Genomic DNA, 19,832 nt, shown 5'->3' on the forward strand with positions numbered 1-19,832 from the left:
CTCCCTGCGCAGTTAGGATAACGCGCGACGAGCGGGAAGGGGAGTCGATTCGCGCTCTTTCGCCGCTTTCGCCAAGCCGTTATTCTTCCGTGCATATTTCAGGGAGATTAACTTGATGCGACTTGTATCCGCTGCGATCTTCCTCCTCGCCGCCGGCCTGTCGCCGGCTTGCGCGACCGCCAATCTCGTCTGCGAGATCGCCGACAAATCTTTGAATGGCCATCTCGGCGCGCTCATGGGGACGCTTCCGGGACTGATGCAGGTCGAAGGCGAGTTCGAGATCCTCGCCAAAGGCGTCCCGGACGATTTTCGGAAGGTCAGGCTGACCGGCGAGAACCTCCCGCATTCGTGGGCGCACGGCCGGGAATTGAAGCTCCACGCCTACAAGGAGCGCGACAAGGGACATTTCGCGAGTTTCGAACTGATCATCGATACGAAGGCGACCGGCGCGGGGAGCTATCGCGGCCCCTATGAGCTGAAGGTGAGCTTCGCGCCAGGCGTAGGCGCCGGCGAAAACAGGGTCATCACGTTCAGGGGCAAGGCTTCCTGTTCGCTTGGATAAAATAACAGTCGGGGCGACGCTTCCCCGCATCGCAAAAGCGCGCTATCTCGCAGCCATGTCTGAGCACCCCACCTACATGATCTCCACGGCCATTCCTTACGCGAATGGCGCGCCCCACATCGGCCATGCCTATGAGCGCATCGCCACGGACGCCTTCGCGCGTTTCAAGCGGCTCGACGGCTATGACGTTCTCTTCGTCACCGGAATGGACGAGCACGGCCAGAAGATGCAGCGCACGGCCGAAAAGGAGGGGTTGACGCCGCAGGGGCTCGCCGACCGCACCGCCGCGCAGTTCGCGCGCATGGGAGAGGCGCTGAACGCCCGGGCCGACGACATCGTCCGCACGACGCAGGAGCGCCACAAGGAGACGGTTCTCGAAATCTGGCGGCGCATGGAGGCCAATGGCGACATCTATCTGTCGAAATATTCCGGCTGGTATTCCGTCCGCGACGAGGCCTATTACGACGAAAGCGAACTCACCGAGCGCGAGGGCAAGAAATTCGCGCCGACCGGCACGCCGGTAGAATGGGTCGAGGAAGAAAGCTGGTTCTTCAGACTCTCGGCATATGCCGGAAAGCTGCTGGCCCATTATGAGGCCAATCCCGATTTCATCACGCCCGAGCATTACAGGAACGAGATCGTCGCCTTCGTGAAGCGCGGCCTCTCGGATCTCTCCGTCTCGCGCACTACATTCGACTGGGGCATCCCGATACCGCCCAGTCCCCAGACCACAGCCAACCACGTGATGTACGTCTGGGTGGACGCGCTGACCAATTACATCACCGCGACGGGCTGGCTGACGGGGAAGGGCGAGCGCGCCCGCTTCTGGCCCGCCGACGCCCATGTCATCGGCAAGGACATCACGCGCTTTCACGCGATCTACTGGCCGTCATTCCTGCTCTCGGCCGGCGCGCCGCTGCCGAAACAGATCGTGGTGCATGGCTTCCTGTTCTCGCGCGGCGAGAAGATGTCGAAGTCGCTCGGCAATGTCGTCGATCCGCTGGAGCTCGCGGAGCGCTATGGCGTCGATCAGCTGCGTTACTTCTTCCTGCGCGAAATACCCTTTGGTCAGGACGGCAATTATTCGCACGAAGCGATCGTGAACCGCATCAATGCGGACCTCGCCAATGACCTCGGCAATCTGGCGCAGCGCTCTCTGTCGATGATTGGGAAGAATTGCGCCGGCGCAGTTCCGAAGAAGGGCGAACTGACGGACGCGGACAGGGACATTCTCGCCCAAGCCGCCATCGCGCTCGACAAGGCCCGCACGGCGATGAACGACTATGCCCCGCATCACGCGCTGGCGGAAATCTTCCGCGTCGTGGCCGAGGCGAATCGCTACTTCGCCGGCGAAGAGCCGTGGTCGAAGAAGAAGACCGACCCGGCGCGGATGGAGACGATCCTCTACGTGACGGCGGAGACCCTGCGGCGCCTCGCGATCCCGTTGCAGCCGTTCATTCCGGATGCGGCGGGCAAACTGCTGGACCTCCTCGGCGTCGGCCCGGACGAACGCGATTTCGCGCATGCCGATGAGGGGAACGCGCTTCAGGAAGGCGCGCCCCTGCCGCCGCCGGCGCCGGTGTTTCCGCGCTTTGTGGAGGAAGAGGCGCAGGCATAGCGCAAGCGCTTCCTCCCGAAACCTTTTTGCGTGCTTGATCAAAAGAGCGCTCGCGCGCCGTTGAAAGGCGGCGGCGGCGCTCCAAATAGGTCGGTGGCCGGCGATAGCCGCGCCATAAGAGAAAATATTTTGATTAAAGGAGATTGCGTCATGAGCTCAGCTCAAGAGACCTATCGCGGACATCGCATCGAATTGCGCGAACGAGCCGGGTTGGTGGCCGGCGCGGTGAGCGACACGAAACTGACGATCGACGGCGCGGAGGTGCCCTATGGTCGTCTGCCGGACGGCAAATATTACCTGAAAAACTATGCTTACGACTGGCGTGACGATCTCGTCGATCTCGCGCGCAAATATATCGACTATCAGGAGAATGCTCAGGTCAAATAATTACATTAATTTATTTTTAGGGGAACTGACATGTATACTCGAAAGAATTATTCGGCGCTTTCCGCCGCTGAGAAGCAGGCTTTCGTGGACGCCCTGAGAAAAGTGAAGGCGGACGGCGTCGTCGATGATTTCGCCGAAACGCACGCCACCCACTTCGGACACGGCATTCATCGCAGCTCGCATTTTCTTCCCTGGCACAGAGAATTCCTGCTGCGCTTCGAGATCGAACTGCAAAAACACGACTCGAATGTCGCGCTTCCTTACTGGGATTCGACCACGGACGTCAGTCCCGATGATCCCCTGTGGGGGCCGGACTTCCTTGGCCCGTTCGACGTGGGGTGGGGCCTAGGGCGCGAGCTTGGATCAGATACGCTGCCGACAGCCGGCGAGGTCGCGACCACGTTGAATCTGCCGAGCTACGACCGTTTCTGGCCCAAACTCGAACGCGATATTCATAATCCGCCGCATCGTTGGGTCGGCGGCGTCATGGCGAGCGCAGCGTCGCCGGGCGATCCAATTTTTTTCCTGCACCACAGCTGGATCGACTTGCAGTGGGTGAAGTGGCGGCATGACCACAGTAATGAGCCCTTTATCGCCAGTGGCCCGGGTCTGGGGCTTAACGACCCCTTGATGAGTTGGCCGGATCGCACGCCCGCCGACGTGCTCGACCATATCGCGCTCGGCTATCAGTACGATGTCGAGGCGCTGGTGGCTTAGTCACTGAGCGACAGTCATCAATTCCAGCACATGGCCGTCGGGGCTCTTGAAATAGACGCCCCGGCCGCCGTTCCAGTCGTTGAGCTTGCCATCGTCGAAATGGCCCGGCCCGCTGCCGACGGGCAGCCCCGCCGCCTTCACGCGCCCGAAAATCGCGTCGAATTCCGCGTCGCTGACATGGAAGGCGTAGTGGCGCGAGTCGAAGGTAGGATGGTCATCGAAAAGCAGCGTCAGCGTGTCGTTGACGCGGACCGGCGCGAAATGAGCCTTTGTCGGCTCGCAGGTCAGTCCAAAGATCTGCGCAAACCAGCGCGCGGCCTCCTGCTTGTTGTGCGACGGCACAATCGTGTGATTGAGGATGATCGTCATCGTCGCTCTCCCGACGCCGTATGACGGTCATATGGGCCGGGGGGCCGTATTATCACGAGCCCGGCCGTAAACGCCGACGCCTTCCAAGCGACCCAATAATTGACATTCCTTCGAGGCGCCGGGTTCGGCTATCCACTGCCGGGATCCCGGACTGACAGGAGTGATCTACAAATGAAAAAAATTCCGCTGCTTGCTCTCGTTACGTGCGTCATCGCCAGTCCCGCCGCCCTCTCGCAAACGAACCTGTCACGGACGACGGCAGGGTCGCTGGACTGGAGCTGGCTGAAGAACACCTACTGGATCGTTCCGCCGCAAAATCTTCCGTCGCTCCTGTTCAACCCGTCGAGCAATGTCCTGCTGCCGGCGGCCGATCAGACCGTGTACCATATCACCGATTACCGGGGCGGCTATTTCTGGGGGAAGAACGTAACGAAGGTGGGGCGGCTCCCCGTAGCCTGCTCCTCGCTCGTCGGCTCGGTCACGCCGACCGGCCGCGTGCTTTTGAGTTTCACTTCGGTGAAAAGCGACGGCTCCGAGTCCGTGCAGCAAGGCTTCGGCGAGATGGTTCTGCAGGGCCACGCGTGGACCATGCTCAACCAGACCTCGACATCGAGTTTTGCCCATTGGGCGTATATGGTTCAGTCGAAGCCGGGCGACGCCAGCTGGCGCTCTCTGCCGGGCGTTCGCCAGTCCGTTCCCGATTTCCTTGCGCAATGCCCTGGCTCCGGTCCCCAAATCGGGGTCAGGTAGCCGGCGATCCGCCAGGAGAATTTGCGCCTCCGGCGGATTGGGGCGAAAATTCGGTTCGTCGGGCTCGATATCGCCGGACCGGAGGAAGGAGAGCGGAGTCATGACCGCAGAAACGGCCCGCTTCGTCGGCGATATTCCGCTTCATTACGACCGCGGTCTCGGGCCTGTGATCTTCGAGGATTACGCCGCCGACATCGCGTGGCGAGCCGCCCTGAGGGGGCCGCGCGAGGTGCTCGAGATCGCCGCCGGCACGGGCATCGTCACGCGCAAGCTGCGAGATGCGCTGCCGGCCGATGCGCGACTGATCGCGACCGATCTCAACGCGCCGATGCTGGAGGTCGCGCAGGCGAAGTTCCGTCCGGGCGAGGGGGTGACCTTCGACGTTGCCGACGCCCTCGTGCTGCCCTTCGCGGACAGCGCCTTCGACGCCGTCGTCTGCCAGTTCGGCCTGATGTTCTTTCCGGACAAGGACGCCGCCCATCGAGAGGCGCGGCGAGTGCTGAAGGCCGGCGGGCGCTATCTTTTCAGCGTCTGGGATTCGCCGCGCCACAATCCCTTCTCGCGCCTCGGCCTCGAAGTCGTGGAGAAATTCTTCCCGGACAATCCGCCTCAGTTTCTCAAGACTCCCTTCTCCTGCCCGGAGATCGATCCGATCAAGGAATCGCTGATCGGGGCAGGGTTCACGAGGATCGTCGCATCGGTGCTGCCGCGCATGCATGAAACCGGGGATGTGACCGCTTTCGCGAATGGCCTCGTTTTCGGCAGCCCTCTGATCGACCAGATCCGCGCGCGGGGCGACGTGGCGCCGGAAGCGATCGTCGACGCGCTCGTGGAGCGGTTCGAGCAGGAATTCGGGGCGCCGACCCGAATGCCGATGCAGGCGATTTTCTTCGAGGCGGAGCGGGAATGACGGTCCACCGCGCCGCATTGCTGGCGTTTGCGCTCATCAGCGCATCGAGCGCCTCCGCCGAGACATGGCGCGCCTATCGCAATGAGCGATTCGGGACGGCGGCCGACGTTCCCGTAGGTTGGCGCATGGAGCCGCCGCCGGAGAACGACGACGGGCGGGTCTTCGCCTCGCCGGACGGGCAGGCCGAGATCATCGTGTCGGGAAGCCACGTCGTCCTGTCCCGCGACGAGGAATTCGGCGTCAGAGGCGGGGCGCTGGACGGTGAGACAATCCGTTACAAGCGGCAGGGCCGCGACTGGATCGTTGTCTCGGGGGTGAAAGGCGAGAGGATTTTCTACCGAAAATCGCTGCTCTCCTGTGGCGATACGGTCTGGAACAGCGTCTCCCTCGAATATCCTGCCGCGGAAAAGAAGAAATACGACGCTCTCGTCGCCCATGTGGCCGGATCACTTCGCGGCGCCGACAAATGCAGGTGACGCGGGGCCGCGAACAGCGCTAATTATCGTCCTCAAACTTGACGATCTTCTTGTCCGCGCTTGTCGCGGGCGTCCACGCGCCCAAATTCGCGGGGGACGGCCGAGACAGGTTGCGCCGCGACGGAATGAACCGGGACAGCATGCTCATCGACACTCACTGCCACCTCGACTTCCCCGATTTCGCGCCGGAGCAGGCGGAAATCATCGCGCGCGCTAAGGCGCGCGGCGTCGGGCGAATGATCACCATTTCCACCCATCTCTCGCGATTCGACCGCGTGAAGGCGGTTGCGGAGGCTTATCCCGACGTTTTCTGCACCGTCGGCACCCATCCGCACCATTCCCATGAAGAGGCTGAACCGACGGTCGAAGAGCTGGTGAAGCTCTCGCAGCATCCGAAATGCGTGGGTCTGGGCGAGGCGGGGCTCGACTACCACTACGATCGCGCGCCTCGCGAAGTGTCGCAGCGCGTGTTCCGCACCCATATCGCCGCTGCCCGGGAGACAGGGCTTCCGCTCGTGATCCACACGCGCGACGCCGATGAGGATTGCGCCGCGATCCTTCGCGAAGAAATGGGGAAGGGGGCCTTCCCGGCCCTGCTCCATTGCTTCACGTCGTCGCGAGCGTTGGCGGAGACCGCCGTGGATCTGGGCCTCTACATCTCTTTCTCCGGCGTCGTGACCTTCAAGAACTCCGCCGAACTGCGCGAGACCGCCAAAGCCGTGCCGCTGGAGCGGATGCTCGTCGAGACCGACGCGCCCTTCCTTGCGCCCGTCCCGCACCGGGGCAAACGCAACGAGCCGGCTTTCGTCGTCGATACGGCGCGCGTCCTTGCCGAGGTCAAGGGCGTAAGTGAGGCCGAATTGGCCCGCGTGACGACTGAAAACGCGCTGCGACTCTTCACAAAGATGCCGCCGATGGAGGCCGCCGCGTGACTTTGACAGTCACGATTCTGGGGTGCGGTTCGTCGGGCGGCGTGCCGCGGGTCGGGCAGGGTTGGGGAAAATGCAATCCCGCCAATCCGAAGAATCGCCGCCGCCGATGCTCGATCCTCGTCGCCAAGGGTTCGGCCGAATCGGCGACGCAAATTCTGGTCGACACCGGCCCTGACCTCCGCGAGCAGCTCATCGCCGCGGATGTGAAGCGGCTCGACGCCATTTTCTACACCCATCCGCACGCCGACCACACGCATGGCGTCGACGACGTGCGTGGTCTCGTGATCATGAGCGGCCGTCGCATACCCGCCTATATGGATGAGCCGACATCACGCCAGATCACCAATAAGTTCGACTATATTTTCGAGACGCCGCCCGGCAGCTTCTATCCGCCGCTGCTCACCGAGCACCGGCTGCGGCCCGGCCGTCCGGTGACGATCGAAGGCCCCGGAGGCGAGATGGACGTGACGCCTTTCCGCCTCGACCACGGAGACATGGACGCCCTCGGCTTTCGGTTCGGGAACATCGCCTACACGCCGGACCTGCACGCCATTCCGTCCGAGAGCGCGCAGTTTTTGGAGGGACTCGATCTCTGGATCATTGACGCGCTGCGCTACCAGCGCCACGGCACGCATCTTTCCGTCGAGCAGGCGCTGGCATTCGTGGCGCAGTTCAAGGCAAAGCGAGCGATCCTGACCGATCTCCACGTCGATCTGGACTATGACGCGCTTGCCGCGATGCTGCCGGAGAATGTGGCGCCGGCCTATGATGGGCTGCGGATCGAGGTCTGAACCGCGCAGTCGTTAGCCGCGGATTTTCCATGTTTCCAGAAATCGCCGCCGGCCGTGCTGCGGGGTGATAGCTTCTTCGGCGTTTGCGTTTCCCACGCCGGGCGCCGAAGGTCGCGCGCCACCCGATTCTCCGGCGGGATATGGATTTTGGTTCCATAATATCGATTATGCGAATCGTTGATATGCGCTCCCCTTGTTTTTGCTGCGTCTTCCAAGCGCCCCGACTGTCTCGCTCCTTCTGAACGACCTCCGGGCCCATTTATCGCCTCGCAATCGCCTCGCATCTGCGCGGGAAACGTCGCGCGCCATGGGCTCGACGGGCAAAGTCGTTGAAAAGCAACAATGCAGGATTGCTTGGCCGCTGCCGGCGACGCTTCAACTGCTGCGTTTATTGGGATTTTTCGATGAGGCCACGAAATTTTCTGGCCATGACAGGCAAAAATCTGCTAAAAGACGTGCCGCGCGGGACTATATGGCATTCAACAGGCAAATCTCATCGTCTCCCAACGGTCGCTATTTGCGCCCGAGCGGGATCGTATGGGCGCACGCGTTTGACATAGGGGTCTTGCCGTTTTTGGCGGAGACGAGCAGGTAGACATGAGCAAAGGTAGAGACTTCCGGGGCCCGCGCAAGCGCGGATTCGACGATGACGCCCCGTATGGCTATGACGCGCCGCGGCAGAGCCGCCCGCCGCGTTCGCAGTTCGGAGGCGGATTTCCCGACGCGCCTCCGCCGTCGATGAACGAGCCGGCCGTTGACGCCATCGTCAAGTGGTTCAAGACCGACAAGGGTTTCGGCTTCGTCGAGCTCGCCAATGGCACGGGCGACGCCTTCCTCCATATCGGAGCCGTGCAGGCGGCGGGATATGACACATTGCCGCCGGGCGCCAAATTGCAGGTGCAGGTGACGAGCTCGGTCAAGGGTCAACAGGTCGCGCGCATTCTCGACGTCGACCTTGCAGGCGCCGCGGAGCGCGCCCCGCCGCCGCCGCCGCGCGGTGGTGGATTTGGCGGTGGTTACGACAGCCCCCGGCCCCGTCGCCAGGCTCCGGATCCGTCGACCGCTGTTCCGGTTTCGGGCAAGGTCAAGTGGTTCGATGAGACCAAGGGCTTCGGCTTCGTCCAGTCCAACGATGGCGGCAAGGACGTCTTCGTCCACATTTCGATCCTCGGCCCTTCCGGCGTCAGCCGGCTTGTCGAAGGCCAGCCGGTGACGATGCAGGTCGTCGACACCGCGAAGGGTCGTGAGGCGCTGTCCATCAGCGTCGACTGATTTCATTTCGTGTCGGCGCGAGGCCCTTCCGCTTCGCGCCGGCGCTTTTCATGCGAGCCTGAAGGCTTGCGGCGCCGGCCGCTCCGGACCGCAAGCCTTCAGGCTCGCTGCGTTTTGCGAGTTCGATCATGTCGGAAAAAATCGCGCGCCTCATCGAGATCATGGCGGCGCTTCGGACGCCGGGAACCGGTTGCCCCTGGGATCTGGAGCAGGATTTCCGCTCAATCGCGCCCTACACGATCGAGGAAGCCTATGAGGTCGCCGACGCCATCGAAGGCGGCGATATGAACGAACTGAAGGACGAACTCGGCGATCTGCTTCTCCAGGTGGTGTTCCACGCGCGCATGGCGGAGGAAATCGGAGCCTTCGCTTTCGACGACGTCGTCCTCGCGATTTGCGACAAACTCGTCCGTCGCCACCCGCATGTCTTTGGCGGAGGCGGGTCGCTGACCGCGGAAGGCGTCACGACGCAATGGAGCGAGATAAAGGCCCAAGAGAAAGCCGGGAAAGAGAAAGCCGGCAAGGGCGCGGCGGCCCCGGCGAGCCTTCTCGACGGCGTTCCGCTCGCCCTGCCCGCGCTGACCCGCGCCGTAAAGCTTCAACAGAAGGCGTCCCGGGTCGGGTTCGACTGGGATGACGCTCTGCATGTGATGGGCAAGATTCGCGAGGAGACCGAGGAGGTCGCGGCCGAACTCGCTCAACCCGGCGCAACCGCTTCCCCTGCTCTCGAGGAAGAAATCGGCGATCTGCTTTTCGTCGTCTCTAACCTCGCACGCCACGCCCGGGTCGATCCGGAGCAGGCGTTGCGCGGCGCCAACGCCAAATTCGAACGGCGTTTCCATCACATCGAGCGCCGGCTCGCCGAGATGGGCACAACGCCCTCAGCCGCCTCGCTCGATGAGATGGAGGCGTTGTGGGCAGAGGCGAAAAAGATCGAAAAGGCTCGTAATTGCGACTGATTCTTGCTGGATGGAAGCGATGTGATCGCCGCGCGAGCGGCGCCCATCAGGAGGCCATGCATGTCCGTAAGCAGCGCAAATTTCCGCTACAGCCCCGCCTCTCAGCTATTCCATTGGGCCTCGGTCCTGTTCGTCGGCGCCGCCTGGGCGTTTGGTCTGCTCGGCGACGAATTGCCCAAGGGTTCGATCAGGCACATGGGCGAATTCGCGCATATCGTTCTGGGCGAAATGGTCGTTCTGCTGCTTGTCCTTCGCCTCGTCTGGCGTTTCGTCGATCCTGCGCCGCGCCCCGAGCCCTCGGGTTTTGGCCCACTTGTCGACATCGCCGCCAAACTAGCGCATCTCACGCTCTACGGTTTGCTTCTGGCCGTTCCGGCCGTCGGGCTCGTGACCCTGTTTCAGGGTGGAGAGTCCCTCTCGCTCTTCGGGCTTTATGACATTCCCTCGCCTTGGCCCAAAAACCGCGAGCTGAAACATTACGCCAAGGAATTTCACGAGTTTCTGGCGCATGGGTTGATTGCGCTGGCGGCCCTGCACGCAGCCGCTGCATTGGTCCATGACCGCATTCTGCGTGACCGGACGCTGATGCGGATGCTGCCGGCGTTCGTCGAGAATCTCAGTGACCGCCGCCAAATTTGAGTATCACGACCCCTACGCAGATCAGCGCGATGCCGAATAACTCGACCGAGCCGAGCGCCTGCTGGTAAAGCTGCCAGCCCGCGATCGAGATGAGCGCGACGCCCACGCCCGACCATATTGCGTAGGCGACGCCCATTGGAATCGACTCCAGCGTCAGAGACAGAAAATAGAAGGACGTTCCATAGCCAACCGCGACGACAAGCGTCGGCAGAGGGTTACGAAACCCTTCGGCGGCGCGTAGCGCTGTGGTGCCGACAACCTCCGAGAGGATCGCGATAGAAAGATAGAGCCAGGGCATGCGGGCCTATTGGTTTCGTTCAGGCGGGACGGGCGAAACGGCGGCTGACCTCCTCCACCCGCTCGGGCGCGACGCGCACCGTCAGCCGCGAGCCGCCGTCCTCCCGGGCTTCACGGGTCAGCACCTCGGCGTGGGCGTGGAGCCAGGCGAGACCCTGCCCGTCTTCAGGCTCCAGCTCCAGCGCGAGCGTGACGCGGCTGGCGGCAAGAATCGTCTCGATACGCCCCATAAGCTCGTCGAGCCCCTGCCCGGTCAGCGCGGACGCCAGCACCGGACGCCTCTGAGGGTCGAAGCCGCGCGCGGTCTGACGCAGCGCTTCCTGTCGTTCGGGGTCGAGCGCGTCGATCTTGTTCCAGACCTCGAGAATCCGGCCTTCCGCCTCGCCTTTCAGGCCGAGCTCTTCGAGGATTGTCTCCACATCCCGCGCCTGCGCCTCCGAGTCCTCATGTGACACGTCCCGCACATGCAGGATCACGTCTGCGAGGGTCACCTCCTCGAGCGTCGCGCGGAAGGCGGAGACGAGCATGGTCGGCAGATCGGAGATGAAACCCACCGTGTCCGACAGCAGCACACGGGCGCCATGGGGCAGCCGGATTTGCCTCAACGTCGGGTCGAGCGTGGCGAACAGCATGTCCTGCGCCAAGACCTCGGCCTTGGTGAGCCGATTGAAGAGCGTTGATTTTCCGGCGTTTGTATAGCCGACGAGCGCCACTACGGGGTAAGGAACCTCGCGTCGCGTCTTGCGATGCAGGCCGCGCGTGCGCTTGACCTTGTCGAGATCCTGCTCGATGCGGCGCATCCGCTCCTCGATGAGGCGACGGTCGGTTTCAATCTGCGTTTCGCCGGGGCCGCCGAGGAAGCCGAAGCCGCCGCGCTGGCGCTCCAGATGGGTCCAGGAGCGCACGAGGCGGGACTTTTGGTAGGCGAGATGCGCAAGTTCGACCTGCAGCGCGCCCTCTTTCGTGCGCGCGCGCTGGCCGAAAATCTCCAGTATCAGCCCTGTGCGGTCGATGACCTTCGCGCCCCAGGCCTTTTCCAGATTGCGTTGCTGCACCGGCGAGAGCTGGCAGTCCATGCTGACGAGGCCGGCCTCGCGCTCCTTCACGGTTTCCGCAATCTCGTCGACCTTGCCCTTGCCGAGATAGGTGGCCGGCCTAACTTCATTGAGGGAAACAGATATGTCGCCCACAATGTCGAGGTCGATGGCCTGCGCGAGGCCAACGGCCTCGGAGAGGCGGGCGTGAGGGTCGCGCGACAGGGCAGCGGCCCCGCGCGAGAGGTAAGGGCCGACGACGAGCGCGCGCGTGCGCCCGTCTTTGGAGGCGCGATCGCCCTCTTTTTGATCAGTGTTCAAATTGCCTACCGTTTATTCTCCCCAAGCGCTTCGTCGTCGCTCGGCTCGAACATCTGGATGGGATGTCCGGGCATGATGGTCGAGATGGCGTGCTTGTAGACGAGCTGCGAATGCCCATCCCTGCGCAGCAGGAGGCAAAAATTGTCGAACCAGGTGACAATGCCCTGCAGCTTCACGCCATTGACGAGGAAGATTGTGAGCGGGACTTTGTTTTTCCTGACAAAATTCAGAAAAGTATCCTGCAGATTCTGCGTACGCTCCGACGACATCGGCTGTCCTGTTCTATTTTTGTTGAGCCGAGCGGTTTGACGCCGCCCCCCGGGGAATCTTTTTCTACTTTTGGCCGCCGCGCTGCGCATTAGAACCCTTCAAATGACGAAGCGCAAGGCGGAACTCGCGCCAAGCTCCATTCGGCGAGCGGATTTCATTTGATCGGACGGGCGTGTTTCGAGGCCGCAAAACGGCGGATCGGAAGTTAATGCATCGCATGAAGTTTAATTGATACAGCGTTGCAATTACTATTCTATCGCCAGCGACTTCAACTTCCGGTGCAAGGCCGATCGCTCCATGCCGATGAACTCGGCCGTGCGCGAGATATTGCCCGAGAAGCGGTTGAGCTGGGCGACGAGGTATTCGCGTTCGAAAACCTCGCGCGCCTCCCGCAGCGGGAGACTCATCAGCTTTTCGCCCCTCACGCCCGCCGGCGTCGCGGGCACGAGTTCGCCGACGTCGGCCGGCAGCATATCGGCGGTGATCGAGGCGCCCGGCTCTCCCGCGGTCAGGATCATCAGGCGCTCTACATTGTTCTTCAGCTGACGGATGTTCCCCGGCCAGTCATGCAGCTGCAGCACGGCGAGGGCGTCGTCGGCGATCTGCCGACGCGGCATGCCGGAAGCGAGCGACATATTCTCCATGAAGTATTCGATCAGCGCCGGAATATCCTCGCGCCTCTCCGCGAGGGACGGCACGCGTATCGGCACGACGGCGAGGCGGTGGAACAGGTCCTCCCTCAGCGCGCCCTCCTCGATGGCCGACGCGAGATCGCGGGCGGAAGAGGAGATGATTCTCACGTCCACATGCACCTTTGTCGCCCCGCCCACGCGCTGGAAGGTCTGGTCCACGAGGACGCGCAGGATTTTCGCCTGGGTGTCCTTCGGCATGTCGGCGATCTCATCGAGGAAGAGGGTGCCGCCATGGGCCTCCTCCAGCGCGCCGATCTTGCGTTCCCCGTCCGCCCCCTCGCGGCCGAAGAGCTCGATCTCCATGTTTTCGGGCGTGATCGTCGCGGAATTGATGACGACGAAAGGTCCGCCGGCGCGGCTCGAGGCGTCGTGAATGCAGCGGGCGGCGAGCTCTTTGCCGGAGCCGGGCGCGCCGGTGATGAGCACGCGGGAATTCACCGGGGCCACCCGCGCGATCAGCTGCTGCAACTGGTGGGCGGCCGGCGACGAGCCCACGATGCGGTCGAAGGCCCCCGCACGTTGCCGCAGCGCCGACAACTCGCGCTTGAGCTGGTAGGCCTCGAGCGCGCGTTCGGCGACGAGCACGAGCCGGTCCGCCTTGAACGGCTTCTCGATGAAGTCGTATGCGCCGATCTTGATGGCGCTGACCGCCGTCTCGATATTGCCGTGGCCGGAGATCATCACGACCGGCAGGCCCTTGTGCTGCTTCTGGATGACTTCCAGCACCTGCAGGCCGTCGAGCCGCGAGCCCTGCAGCCAGATATCGAGGAAAACGAGATGCGGCCGGCGCGCTGAAATTGCCGCCAGCGCATCGTCGGCGTCTTTCGCCGTGCGCGTTCCGTGGCCCTCGTCGCTCAAAATGCCCGCGACCAACTCCCGGATGTCTTCTTCGTCGTCGACGATGAGAATATCGCTCGCCATCACGCCCCGCTTTGTTGTCCGGAATGTTCCAACGCCGCCGCCTGTTCTTCAGCCCCCTGAGGTTGCTGCGTTTCCTGTTCGGCCGCCATCGGCAGGATCAGACGCACACAGGCGCCCCGCCCCGTCGGCGCGTCCAGCAGCTCCAGCCGGCCGCCGTGGTCCTCGATGATCTTGGCGACGATCGGCAGGCCGAGCCCCGTGCCGTCCGATCGGGTGGTCATGTATGGCTCGAGGAGACGCTGGCGGTTCATCGCCGGGAACCCCTTGCCATTGTCGATTACGTCGATCTCGACCATGTGGTCGCGCGTCGCCAGACGGATCTCGACCCTGCCCTTTTCCCCCGCGTCCGCTTCCTCGCGCGCGGCAATGCCCTCGATCGCGTTCTTGACGATATTTGTGAGCGCCTGCGACAGCAAGCGACGATCGAATTGCGCATAGATCGCCGCATCCGGCAGCGCTTCGACAATGTCGACGTCGGCGTTCCCGACCCGCATCAGAAAGGCGACCTGACGGACGCATTCATTGAGGTCGTCTCGCTCGGGCCGCGCCTTCGGCATGCGCGCGAATGAGGAGAACTCATCCACCATCCGCTTGATGTCGTCGACCTGCCGCACAATCGTGTCGGTGCATTGGTCGAAGATGTCCTTGTCCTCCTGAATCAGCCGGCCGTATTTACGCTTCAGGCGTTCGGCCGAAAGCTGGATCGGGGTCAGCGGATTCTTGATTTCATGAGCGATGCGCCGCGCGACGTCAGCCCAGGCGGAAGTGCGCTGCGCGGTCACGAGATCCGTGATGTCGTCGAGCGTGACGACGAAATTCGGATGCGCCTGGTCGGCGCGCGACGAGGTGACGCGTATGTTGAACGTCCGTTCCGCCACGCCGCGTTTGATGGTGATCTGGCTCTGCACGGAGCGTGGGAAAAGCTCGACCGCGTCGGAAAGTATGGGCGCCAGCTCCGGCATCACGTCCGCGATGCTGGCCCCGACGGTCGCCTGCCCCTTCGCGTCGTTGAGCGATAGCTCCTCGGCGGAGCGATTGAGGATGGTGACGATTCCGTATGCGTCGACGCCGATCACCGCCGCCGGCACGCCCGCCAGCACGGCCTCGGTAAACTCACGGCGCTCGTCGTTGATCCGATTGGCTTCCAGCAGGCGGCGCTGCTGGAGGTTCAGCTCGGTCGTCATGTTGTTGAACACGTCGCCAAGGCGCGCCAATTCGCCGTGCGAGCGATCCACTTTCACGCGCACATCGAGGTTGCCGGTGGAGACTTCGTCGGTCGCCGCGATCAGCGTACGGATCGGCGTCACCAGACGATCGGCGAAATCGAGACCGAACCAGATCGACGACAGCAGCATGATCGTCGTCAACAGCGAGTACATCAGAACGAAGGCGCGCTGCACCGCGGCGCGATAGGCGTCGAAGGCGTCATAATTGCTGATGAGCGTCTGCGTCTGCTTGGGAAAATCGACTGCGAAAGGGTCGACTGGCCGGGTGACATAGAGGAACGTGTCCTCGAACTTGCTCAGCGCACGGAGCGCGACGAAACTCTTGCCGTCGTCGATCACGAGGCAGAGCGGCTCGCCTCGCCGGGCGTTCTCGAACTCCGACTCCGGCGGGGCGATGATTATCGAGGCCGTGTTCCGCGCGACATCGACCCGGTCGAGAATCTGGCCGTTGGATTTGACCAGCGCCGCGACCGAAAAGCCGAGAAACTGGGCGCGCGACGCGAAAATCTGATGGAAAAAGGTTCGATCGGCGTCGAACATCACCTTGGCGCGGTCGAGATCTGAGGCGGTGAGCTGCGCCTCCTGCAAAAGCGCCTGGCACTGGCTCGACTGAAACGCCTCCGCGGCCTTGGCGGTGTTGTGAACGAAAATCTTGACGCTGGACATGAAGGCCGGGTTGAGCGCCCGCTCCAGCGTCAGCGATCCCGCGATCGCCAGAAGGATCGCCGGGATGAGGGCGATGACCGCGAAAATGCCGACGATGCGCACGTGCAGCCGGGCGGCCGCCTCGCCGCGCCGCCAGACTCGATAAAGCCGCCACGCCTTGACGACGACCATGATCGCCAGCACGCCCAGCAGCACGCCATTGGCGATGAAGAGCGGGAGCAGCCGGTCGTCGGTTGGCGAAAGAATGCGGAATTCCGTGACAACCAGGAAGGTGGCCAAAGCGCACCCCGCGGCGCCGATCGCTATGATCGGGCCGAACCAGGCGCGACGCGAGGATGGTTCTTTCTCGCTTCGCGGCGGAGCGTTTTCTCCCGTAAGGGCCATGTCGCCTCTATAGGCTCCGAATGCGGCTGTTGCAAATCTGCAACGGTTGCATGAAGATGGTCCTCCGGCTCAAAGCAAAGACTTAGCTATTTGATTCTTCGTTTCTTATTGTGCCGATCAACGAAAGATTCACCGAAATTGCCATTCCGCGGGAGAGGCGCCATGACATTCTTTGCTTGTCCCCTGATCCATGTTTTCAATCGCCATGTCATTTTCGCGGCCCGGCCGGCGCCCCGGCAGCCGGACGCACATTGACCATGTCTCTCTCCAGCTTGCAGAAGGCGTTCGCAGGCCTGCGCCGACGAAGAACGATCGTTCAGCCTCCCTCCCCCGCAGCTGTCGCGACGCATATTCGCCAGATCGTAGAAAAGCCCGCCGCGGACGCTGATCTAGGATCGTTCGCGCTGAGCGCGAAAGACGTCGACACGGTCCTCGACCATGTTTCCCGTGTTCGCGCCGCGCTTGCGCTGAATCTCCTGTTTCTGCGCGCGAAAGGCGACATCCGTGCGCTGGCTTCGCTGCAGGCGTTCATTCGCGAGGCTTTCGACAGGCCGGACGGCGTCGTCGATTTCGAACGGCTGATGGAGGACGTCGAGGCGTCGTTACGACGGCGAGCCGTCTCTGCGATAACGGCGCGCAACCCCGTTCTTGCGCGAGCGGTCAATCGAATGATCGGCGTGCCCGAGCTGTTCGCCGAGATGAAGCGCGTCATGGACGGCGCCTTCGGTTGCACCGAACTGGCGACCCGGGAGTCATTCGACGAACAGGCCTATCTCGCGGCGAATCCGGACGTGGCCGCGGCGGTCGCGAATGGCGAAATCCGCTCGGGGCGCGCGCATTTTCTCAAGCATGGAGAACGGGAAGGACGCGTTCAATGGAGGTCCGATCCGGATCCCAGCGAATCGGGCATGGACCTGATCTATCCAATCGCGCTCTGCCGCCATGACGCCTCAGGCTGCGGGGTGGGATCGTTGCTCGAGGGCGCGCCGGTCAATCGCGATGCGCTGCTCTCCGCGCCCCTCGACGGAACGTTCTCGATTTCGGTCGTCGCCGACCGGGAATCACATGACGCGTCGCCCTCCTTCATTCGGGAGATTTCGATCGGCGCCGACCTGGCGAAATTCCGCGACCTTCTGGAAAGCCTCGCCTGGACCGCGCCGCCGATCTATCTCGCCGCCTTCCGCGACGCCTGCGCCGACATCGAAAACGGCGTCGTGATGTTCGATGGCGGCAATGCCTGGGGCGATTCCTGCTTCACTACCATTTTGTCGCCGGGTGGCCGACGCCGCGCGGCGGACATATTCCCGCTCGCCGGGCGATACGCGAGGGTTCGCCGCGCCGGCGAGGAAGTGGTTTTGCACGCCGACGTCCCGCTCATGCTATGCACGTCGTGGGCGAGCCGCTGCAATTACGGCCATTGGCTTATGAATTCGCTGCTCTCGGTCTATCTCGTTCTCGATGAGCTGAAAGCCGGTCGTCTCAAGCTGCTTTGCCCGCCGCTCACCGACCGGCAGCGCGCGGAAATCCTGGCGCTGGGCGCGCCCGCCGCCTGCATCGTCGAAAGCGGCGCGCGTTATGTGCGAAGCGAGCGGCTGATCTATCCCTCTCCGCTCGCGACCTTCGCAAATATGGCGCCTTCCGGCTTGTCGGTCGATTTCCTTAAACTTCTCAAGGAACGCGTTCCGCCGGCGGAGGAAGGTTCGGGCCCCGAGCGCCTGTTCCTGAGCAGGATGGGTTTTCCGTCTTCGCGTCGCATGAGCAACGAGGAAGAGTTGGCCGCGGCGCTGGAAAAGATCGGCGTTCGCACGGTTTTCACCCACCGCATGACGCTCGGGGAACAAATCCGCCTCATGTCCGGGGCGAAACTGGTCGTCGGGCAGTTCGGCGCCGCTCTCTGGAACGCGCCCTTCCTGCCCCCCGGCGCACATGTCGTCGAAATCGCCACCAGCAGTTATGCCTCGAATGAATACCTCTACATATCGCACCTTTGCGGGCTGAAATTCTCGCGGGTAATGATCGAATCGTCGCTGCCGGAAAGGAACGCCCGCGCCGGGAAAGACTTCGACTTCGAGGCGCCGGTCGACAAGATAGCGGCTCTTGTCCGCTCGCTGATATAGCGTCTGCGGGCGCCGCGACAGCGCCCGCCCGCAGAGGCTTATCGCGGCGACCGCATCAGGCGGATATCGAGATCGTTGACTTTCTTGCGAAGCGTGTTGCGATTTAGGCCCAGAAGCTCCGCGGCCTTGATCTGGTTGCCGCGCGTCGCCGCCAGGGCCGCGGAGATCAGAGGGATCTCGATCTCCCGGATGACGCGGTGATATAGGCCCGGCGGCGGCAGGCCGTCGCCGCAATCGCGGAAGAGCTTGGCGAGATGCTGCTCGACAGATGTCGCCAGCGTCTGTCCGTGCTCCAGCTCGCGCGGCGGCAGAGCGCCCCCCGAGGCCGCCGCCTTCTCGCCATTCGTCGCCTGCCGCAGCTCGTGATCGAGTTCGACCTCGACCAGCGCTTCCGAGATCATCTCCTGCGGATGCAGCGCGGCGAGCCGGCGGATGAGATTTTCCAGCTCCCGGATGTTGCCCGGCCAGCGATATTTCTTCATGCGATCGAGCGCCGCCTGCTCGATGTATTTTTGCGGCAGACCTTCGTTCACCGCCACCTTGAAGAAGTGGTTCACGAGATCGGGAATGTCCTCTGTGCGCTCGCGCAGCGGCGGCAGGCGCAGCGGCACCACGTTGAGGCGGAAGTACAGATCCTCGCGGAACAGGCCCTGCTGGATCAGGATCCGCAAATCCTTGTTGGTCGCGGCGATGATGCGGACATTCGTCTTGATCGGCGTGCGGCCGCCGACCGTCGTATATTCGCCCTGCTGCAGCACGCGCAGCAGACGTGTCTGCGCCTCCATCGGCATGTCGCCGATTTCGTCGAGGAACAGCGTGCCGCCCTCCGCCTGTTCGAAGCGGCCGGCCGAGCGCTGGTTTGCGCCCGTAAAGGCTCCCTTCTCATGGCCGAACAGCTCGCTCTCGATAAGGTCGCGAGGGATTGCGGCCATATTGACGGCGACGAAGGGCCCCTTTTTACGCTTTCCGTAATCGTGAAGCGCGCGCGCGACGAGCTCCTTGCCGGTGCCGGATTCGCCGTTGATCATGACCGTAAGGTCGGTCTGCATCAGGCGGGCGAGAGAGCGGTAAATTTCCTGCATCGCCGGGGAACGGCCGACGAGCGGCATCCCCTCGATCTCTTCAGGCGGGTGGTCTTCGCCGTTCTTTCGCGGCTCCGCCATGGCGCGGCCCACGATGCCGACGAGCTCCTTCAGGTCGAAAGGCTTCGGCAGATAATCGTATGCTCCCCTTTCCGAGGCGCGTATCGCCGTCATGAAGGTGTTCTGCGCGCTCATGACGATGATCGGAAGCTCCGGCCGCAGCTTCTTGATGCGCGGCAGAAGTTCGAAAGCGTTTTCGTCCGGCATGACGACATCCGTCACGACGAGGTCGCCCTCGCCGGACTGCACCCAGCGCCACAGCGTCGCCGCCGTGCCGGTGGTGCGCACTTCATAGCCGGCGCGCGACAGCGCCTGAGCGACGACCGTCCGGATGGCGGAGTCGTCGTCGGCGACGAGGATTTCCCCACGGTTCATCGATG

Annotated in this window: 20 protein-coding genes; 13 read left to right on the top strand and 7 right to left on the bottom strand. The window is 63.0% G+C overall.

What is annotated here, in order from left to right; genetic code table 11:
• Positions 1–115: 115 nt before the first annotated feature.
• The 4 genes from LG047_RS01060 (at position 116) to LG047_RS01075 (ending at position 3,284) form a co-directional block, all read left to right on the top strand.
• Complete coding sequence (locus LG047_RS01060) at positions 116–562, top strand: hypothetical protein (RefSeq protein ID WP_227964627.1); 447 nt, start codon at positions 116–118, stop codon at positions 560–562.
• Between the two features lie 55 nt (positions 563–617).
• Positions 618–2,180 carry a methionine--tRNA ligase gene (gene metG, locus LG047_RS01065; RefSeq protein WP_227964629.1) on the top strand — a complete coding sequence of 521 codons (1,563 nt, stop codon included), beginning with the start codon at positions 618–620 and terminating at the stop codon, positions 2,178–2,180.
• 150 nt (positions 2,181–2,330) lie between these two features.
• Positions 2,331–2,567: a hypothetical protein gene (locus tag LG047_RS01070; protein ID WP_227964631.1), complete on the top strand. Its 237-nt coding sequence runs from the start codon at positions 2,331–2,333 to the stop codon at positions 2,565–2,567.
• Positions 2,568–2,651: 84 nt separating this feature from the next.
• The gene (locus tag LG047_RS01075) at positions 2,652–3,284 is read left to right on the top strand and encodes a tyrosinase family protein (protein ID WP_227964634.1); all 633 of its coding nucleotides are present in this window, start codon (positions 2,652–2,654) and stop codon (positions 3,282–3,284) included.
• On the opposite strand, the gene LG047_RS01080 is transcribed toward LG047_RS01075, so the two are convergent.
• Positions 3,285–3,653, bottom strand: coding sequence for a VOC family protein (locus LG047_RS01080; protein WP_227964636.1), 369 nt, complete (start codon positions 3,651–3,653; stop codon positions 3,285–3,287).
• 171 nt (positions 3,654–3,824) lie between these two features.
• Here LG047_RS01080 and LG047_RS01085 point away from each other — a divergent pair, with 171 nt between their 5' ends.
• The 8 genes from LG047_RS01085 (at position 3,825) to LG047_RS01120 (ending at position 10,382) form a co-directional block, all read left to right on the top strand.
• Entirely contained in the window at positions 3,825–4,403 is a 579-nt protein-coding gene (locus tag LG047_RS01085; RefSeq protein ID WP_227964646.1) for a hypothetical protein, read from the top strand.
• Between the two features lie 100 nt (positions 4,404–4,503).
• Positions 4,504–5,313, top strand: coding sequence for a class I SAM-dependent methyltransferase (locus LG047_RS01090; protein WP_227964648.1), 810 nt, complete (start codon positions 4,504–4,506; stop codon positions 5,311–5,313).
• A complete protein-coding gene (locus LG047_RS01095) occupies positions 5,310–5,789 on the top strand; it encodes a hypothetical protein (protein WP_227964651.1) in 480 nt (159 codons plus the stop codon). Before LG047_RS01090 ends, LG047_RS01095 begins: the two co-directional genes overlap by 4 nt.
• A 140-nt stretch (positions 5,790–5,929) precedes the next feature.
• Entirely contained in the window at positions 5,930–6,721 is a 792-nt protein-coding gene (locus tag LG047_RS01100) for a TatD family hydrolase (protein ID WP_036287091.1), read from the top strand.
• Entirely contained in the window at positions 6,718–7,512 is a 795-nt protein-coding gene (locus LG047_RS01105) for an MBL fold metallo-hydrolase (protein ID WP_227964654.1), read from the top strand. The genes LG047_RS01100 and LG047_RS01105 overlap by 4 nt, the downstream gene beginning before the upstream one ends.
• Before the next feature lie 597 nt (positions 7,513–8,109).
• Positions 8,110–8,784 carry a cold-shock protein gene (locus LG047_RS01110; protein WP_036281299.1) on the top strand — a complete coding sequence of 225 codons (675 nt, stop codon included), beginning with the start codon at positions 8,110–8,112 and terminating at the stop codon, positions 8,782–8,784.
• A gap of 128 nt (positions 8,785–8,912) precedes the next feature.
• Entirely contained in the window at positions 8,913–9,743 is an 831-nt protein-coding gene (gene mazG, locus LG047_RS01115) for a nucleoside triphosphate pyrophosphohydrolase (protein WP_227964656.1), read from the top strand.
• Between the two features lie 60 nt (positions 9,744–9,803).
• Positions 9,804–10,382: a cytochrome b gene (locus LG047_RS01120; protein WP_227964658.1), complete on the top strand. Its 579-nt coding sequence runs from the start codon at positions 9,804–9,806 to the stop codon at positions 10,380–10,382.
• Here LG047_RS01120 and LG047_RS01125 read toward each other — a convergent pair.
• From LG047_RS01125 to LG047_RS01145, 5 genes are all read right to left on the bottom strand, one after another.
• Complete coding sequence (locus tag LG047_RS01125) at positions 10,360–10,680, bottom strand: multidrug efflux SMR transporter (protein ID WP_227964660.1); 321 nt, start codon at positions 10,678–10,680, stop codon at positions 10,360–10,362. The two genes, LG047_RS01120 and LG047_RS01125, sit on opposite strands and share 23 nt — an antisense overlap.
• A 19-nt stretch (positions 10,681–10,699) precedes the next feature.
• Positions 10,700–12,034 carry a GTPase HflX gene (gene hflX, locus LG047_RS01130; protein ID WP_227964662.1) on the bottom strand — a complete coding sequence of 445 codons (1,335 nt, stop codon included), beginning with the start codon at positions 12,032–12,034 and terminating at the stop codon, positions 10,700–10,702.
• Positions 12,035–12,039: 5 nt separating this feature from the next.
• Positions 12,040–12,303, bottom strand: a complete 264-nt coding sequence (gene hfq, locus LG047_RS01135) for an RNA chaperone Hfq (protein ID WP_036281310.1) — start codon at positions 12,301–12,303, stop codon at positions 12,040–12,042.
• A 249-nt stretch (positions 12,304–12,552) separates the two neighbouring features.
• Positions 12,553–13,917, bottom strand: a complete 1,365-nt coding sequence (locus LG047_RS01140; RefSeq protein ID WP_036281312.1) for a sigma-54 dependent transcriptional regulator — start codon at positions 13,915–13,917, stop codon at positions 12,553–12,555.
• On the bottom strand, positions 13,917–16,193 hold the full coding sequence (locus LG047_RS01145) for a PAS domain-containing sensor histidine kinase (RefSeq protein ID WP_227964664.1): 2,277 nt from the start codon (positions 16,191–16,193) through the stop codon (positions 13,917–13,919). Before LG047_RS01145 ends, LG047_RS01140 begins: the two co-directional genes overlap by 1 nt.
• A 257-nt stretch (positions 16,194–16,450) precedes the next feature.
• Between LG047_RS01145 and LG047_RS01150 the strand changes: the two genes are divergently transcribed.
• A complete protein-coding gene (locus tag LG047_RS01150; protein WP_227964667.1) occupies positions 16,451–18,310 on the top strand; it encodes a DUF563 domain-containing protein in 1,860 nt (619 codons plus the stop codon).
• Positions 18,311–18,348: 38 nt separating this feature from the next.
• Here the strand turns inward: LG047_RS01150 and ntrC are convergent, their stop codons facing one another.
• Positions 18,349–19,827: a nitrogen regulation protein NR(I) gene (gene ntrC / locus LG047_RS01155; RefSeq protein ID WP_036281320.1), complete on the bottom strand. Its 1,479-nt coding sequence runs from the start codon at positions 19,825–19,827 to the stop codon at positions 18,349–18,351.
• Between the last annotated feature and the right edge of the window lie 5 nt (positions 19,828–19,832).

The sequence above is a fragment of the Methylocystis sp. WRRC1 genome, from assembly GCF_020733155.1.
Classification (GTDB): domain Bacteria; phylum Pseudomonadota; class Alphaproteobacteria; order Rhizobiales; family Beijerinckiaceae; genus Methylocystis.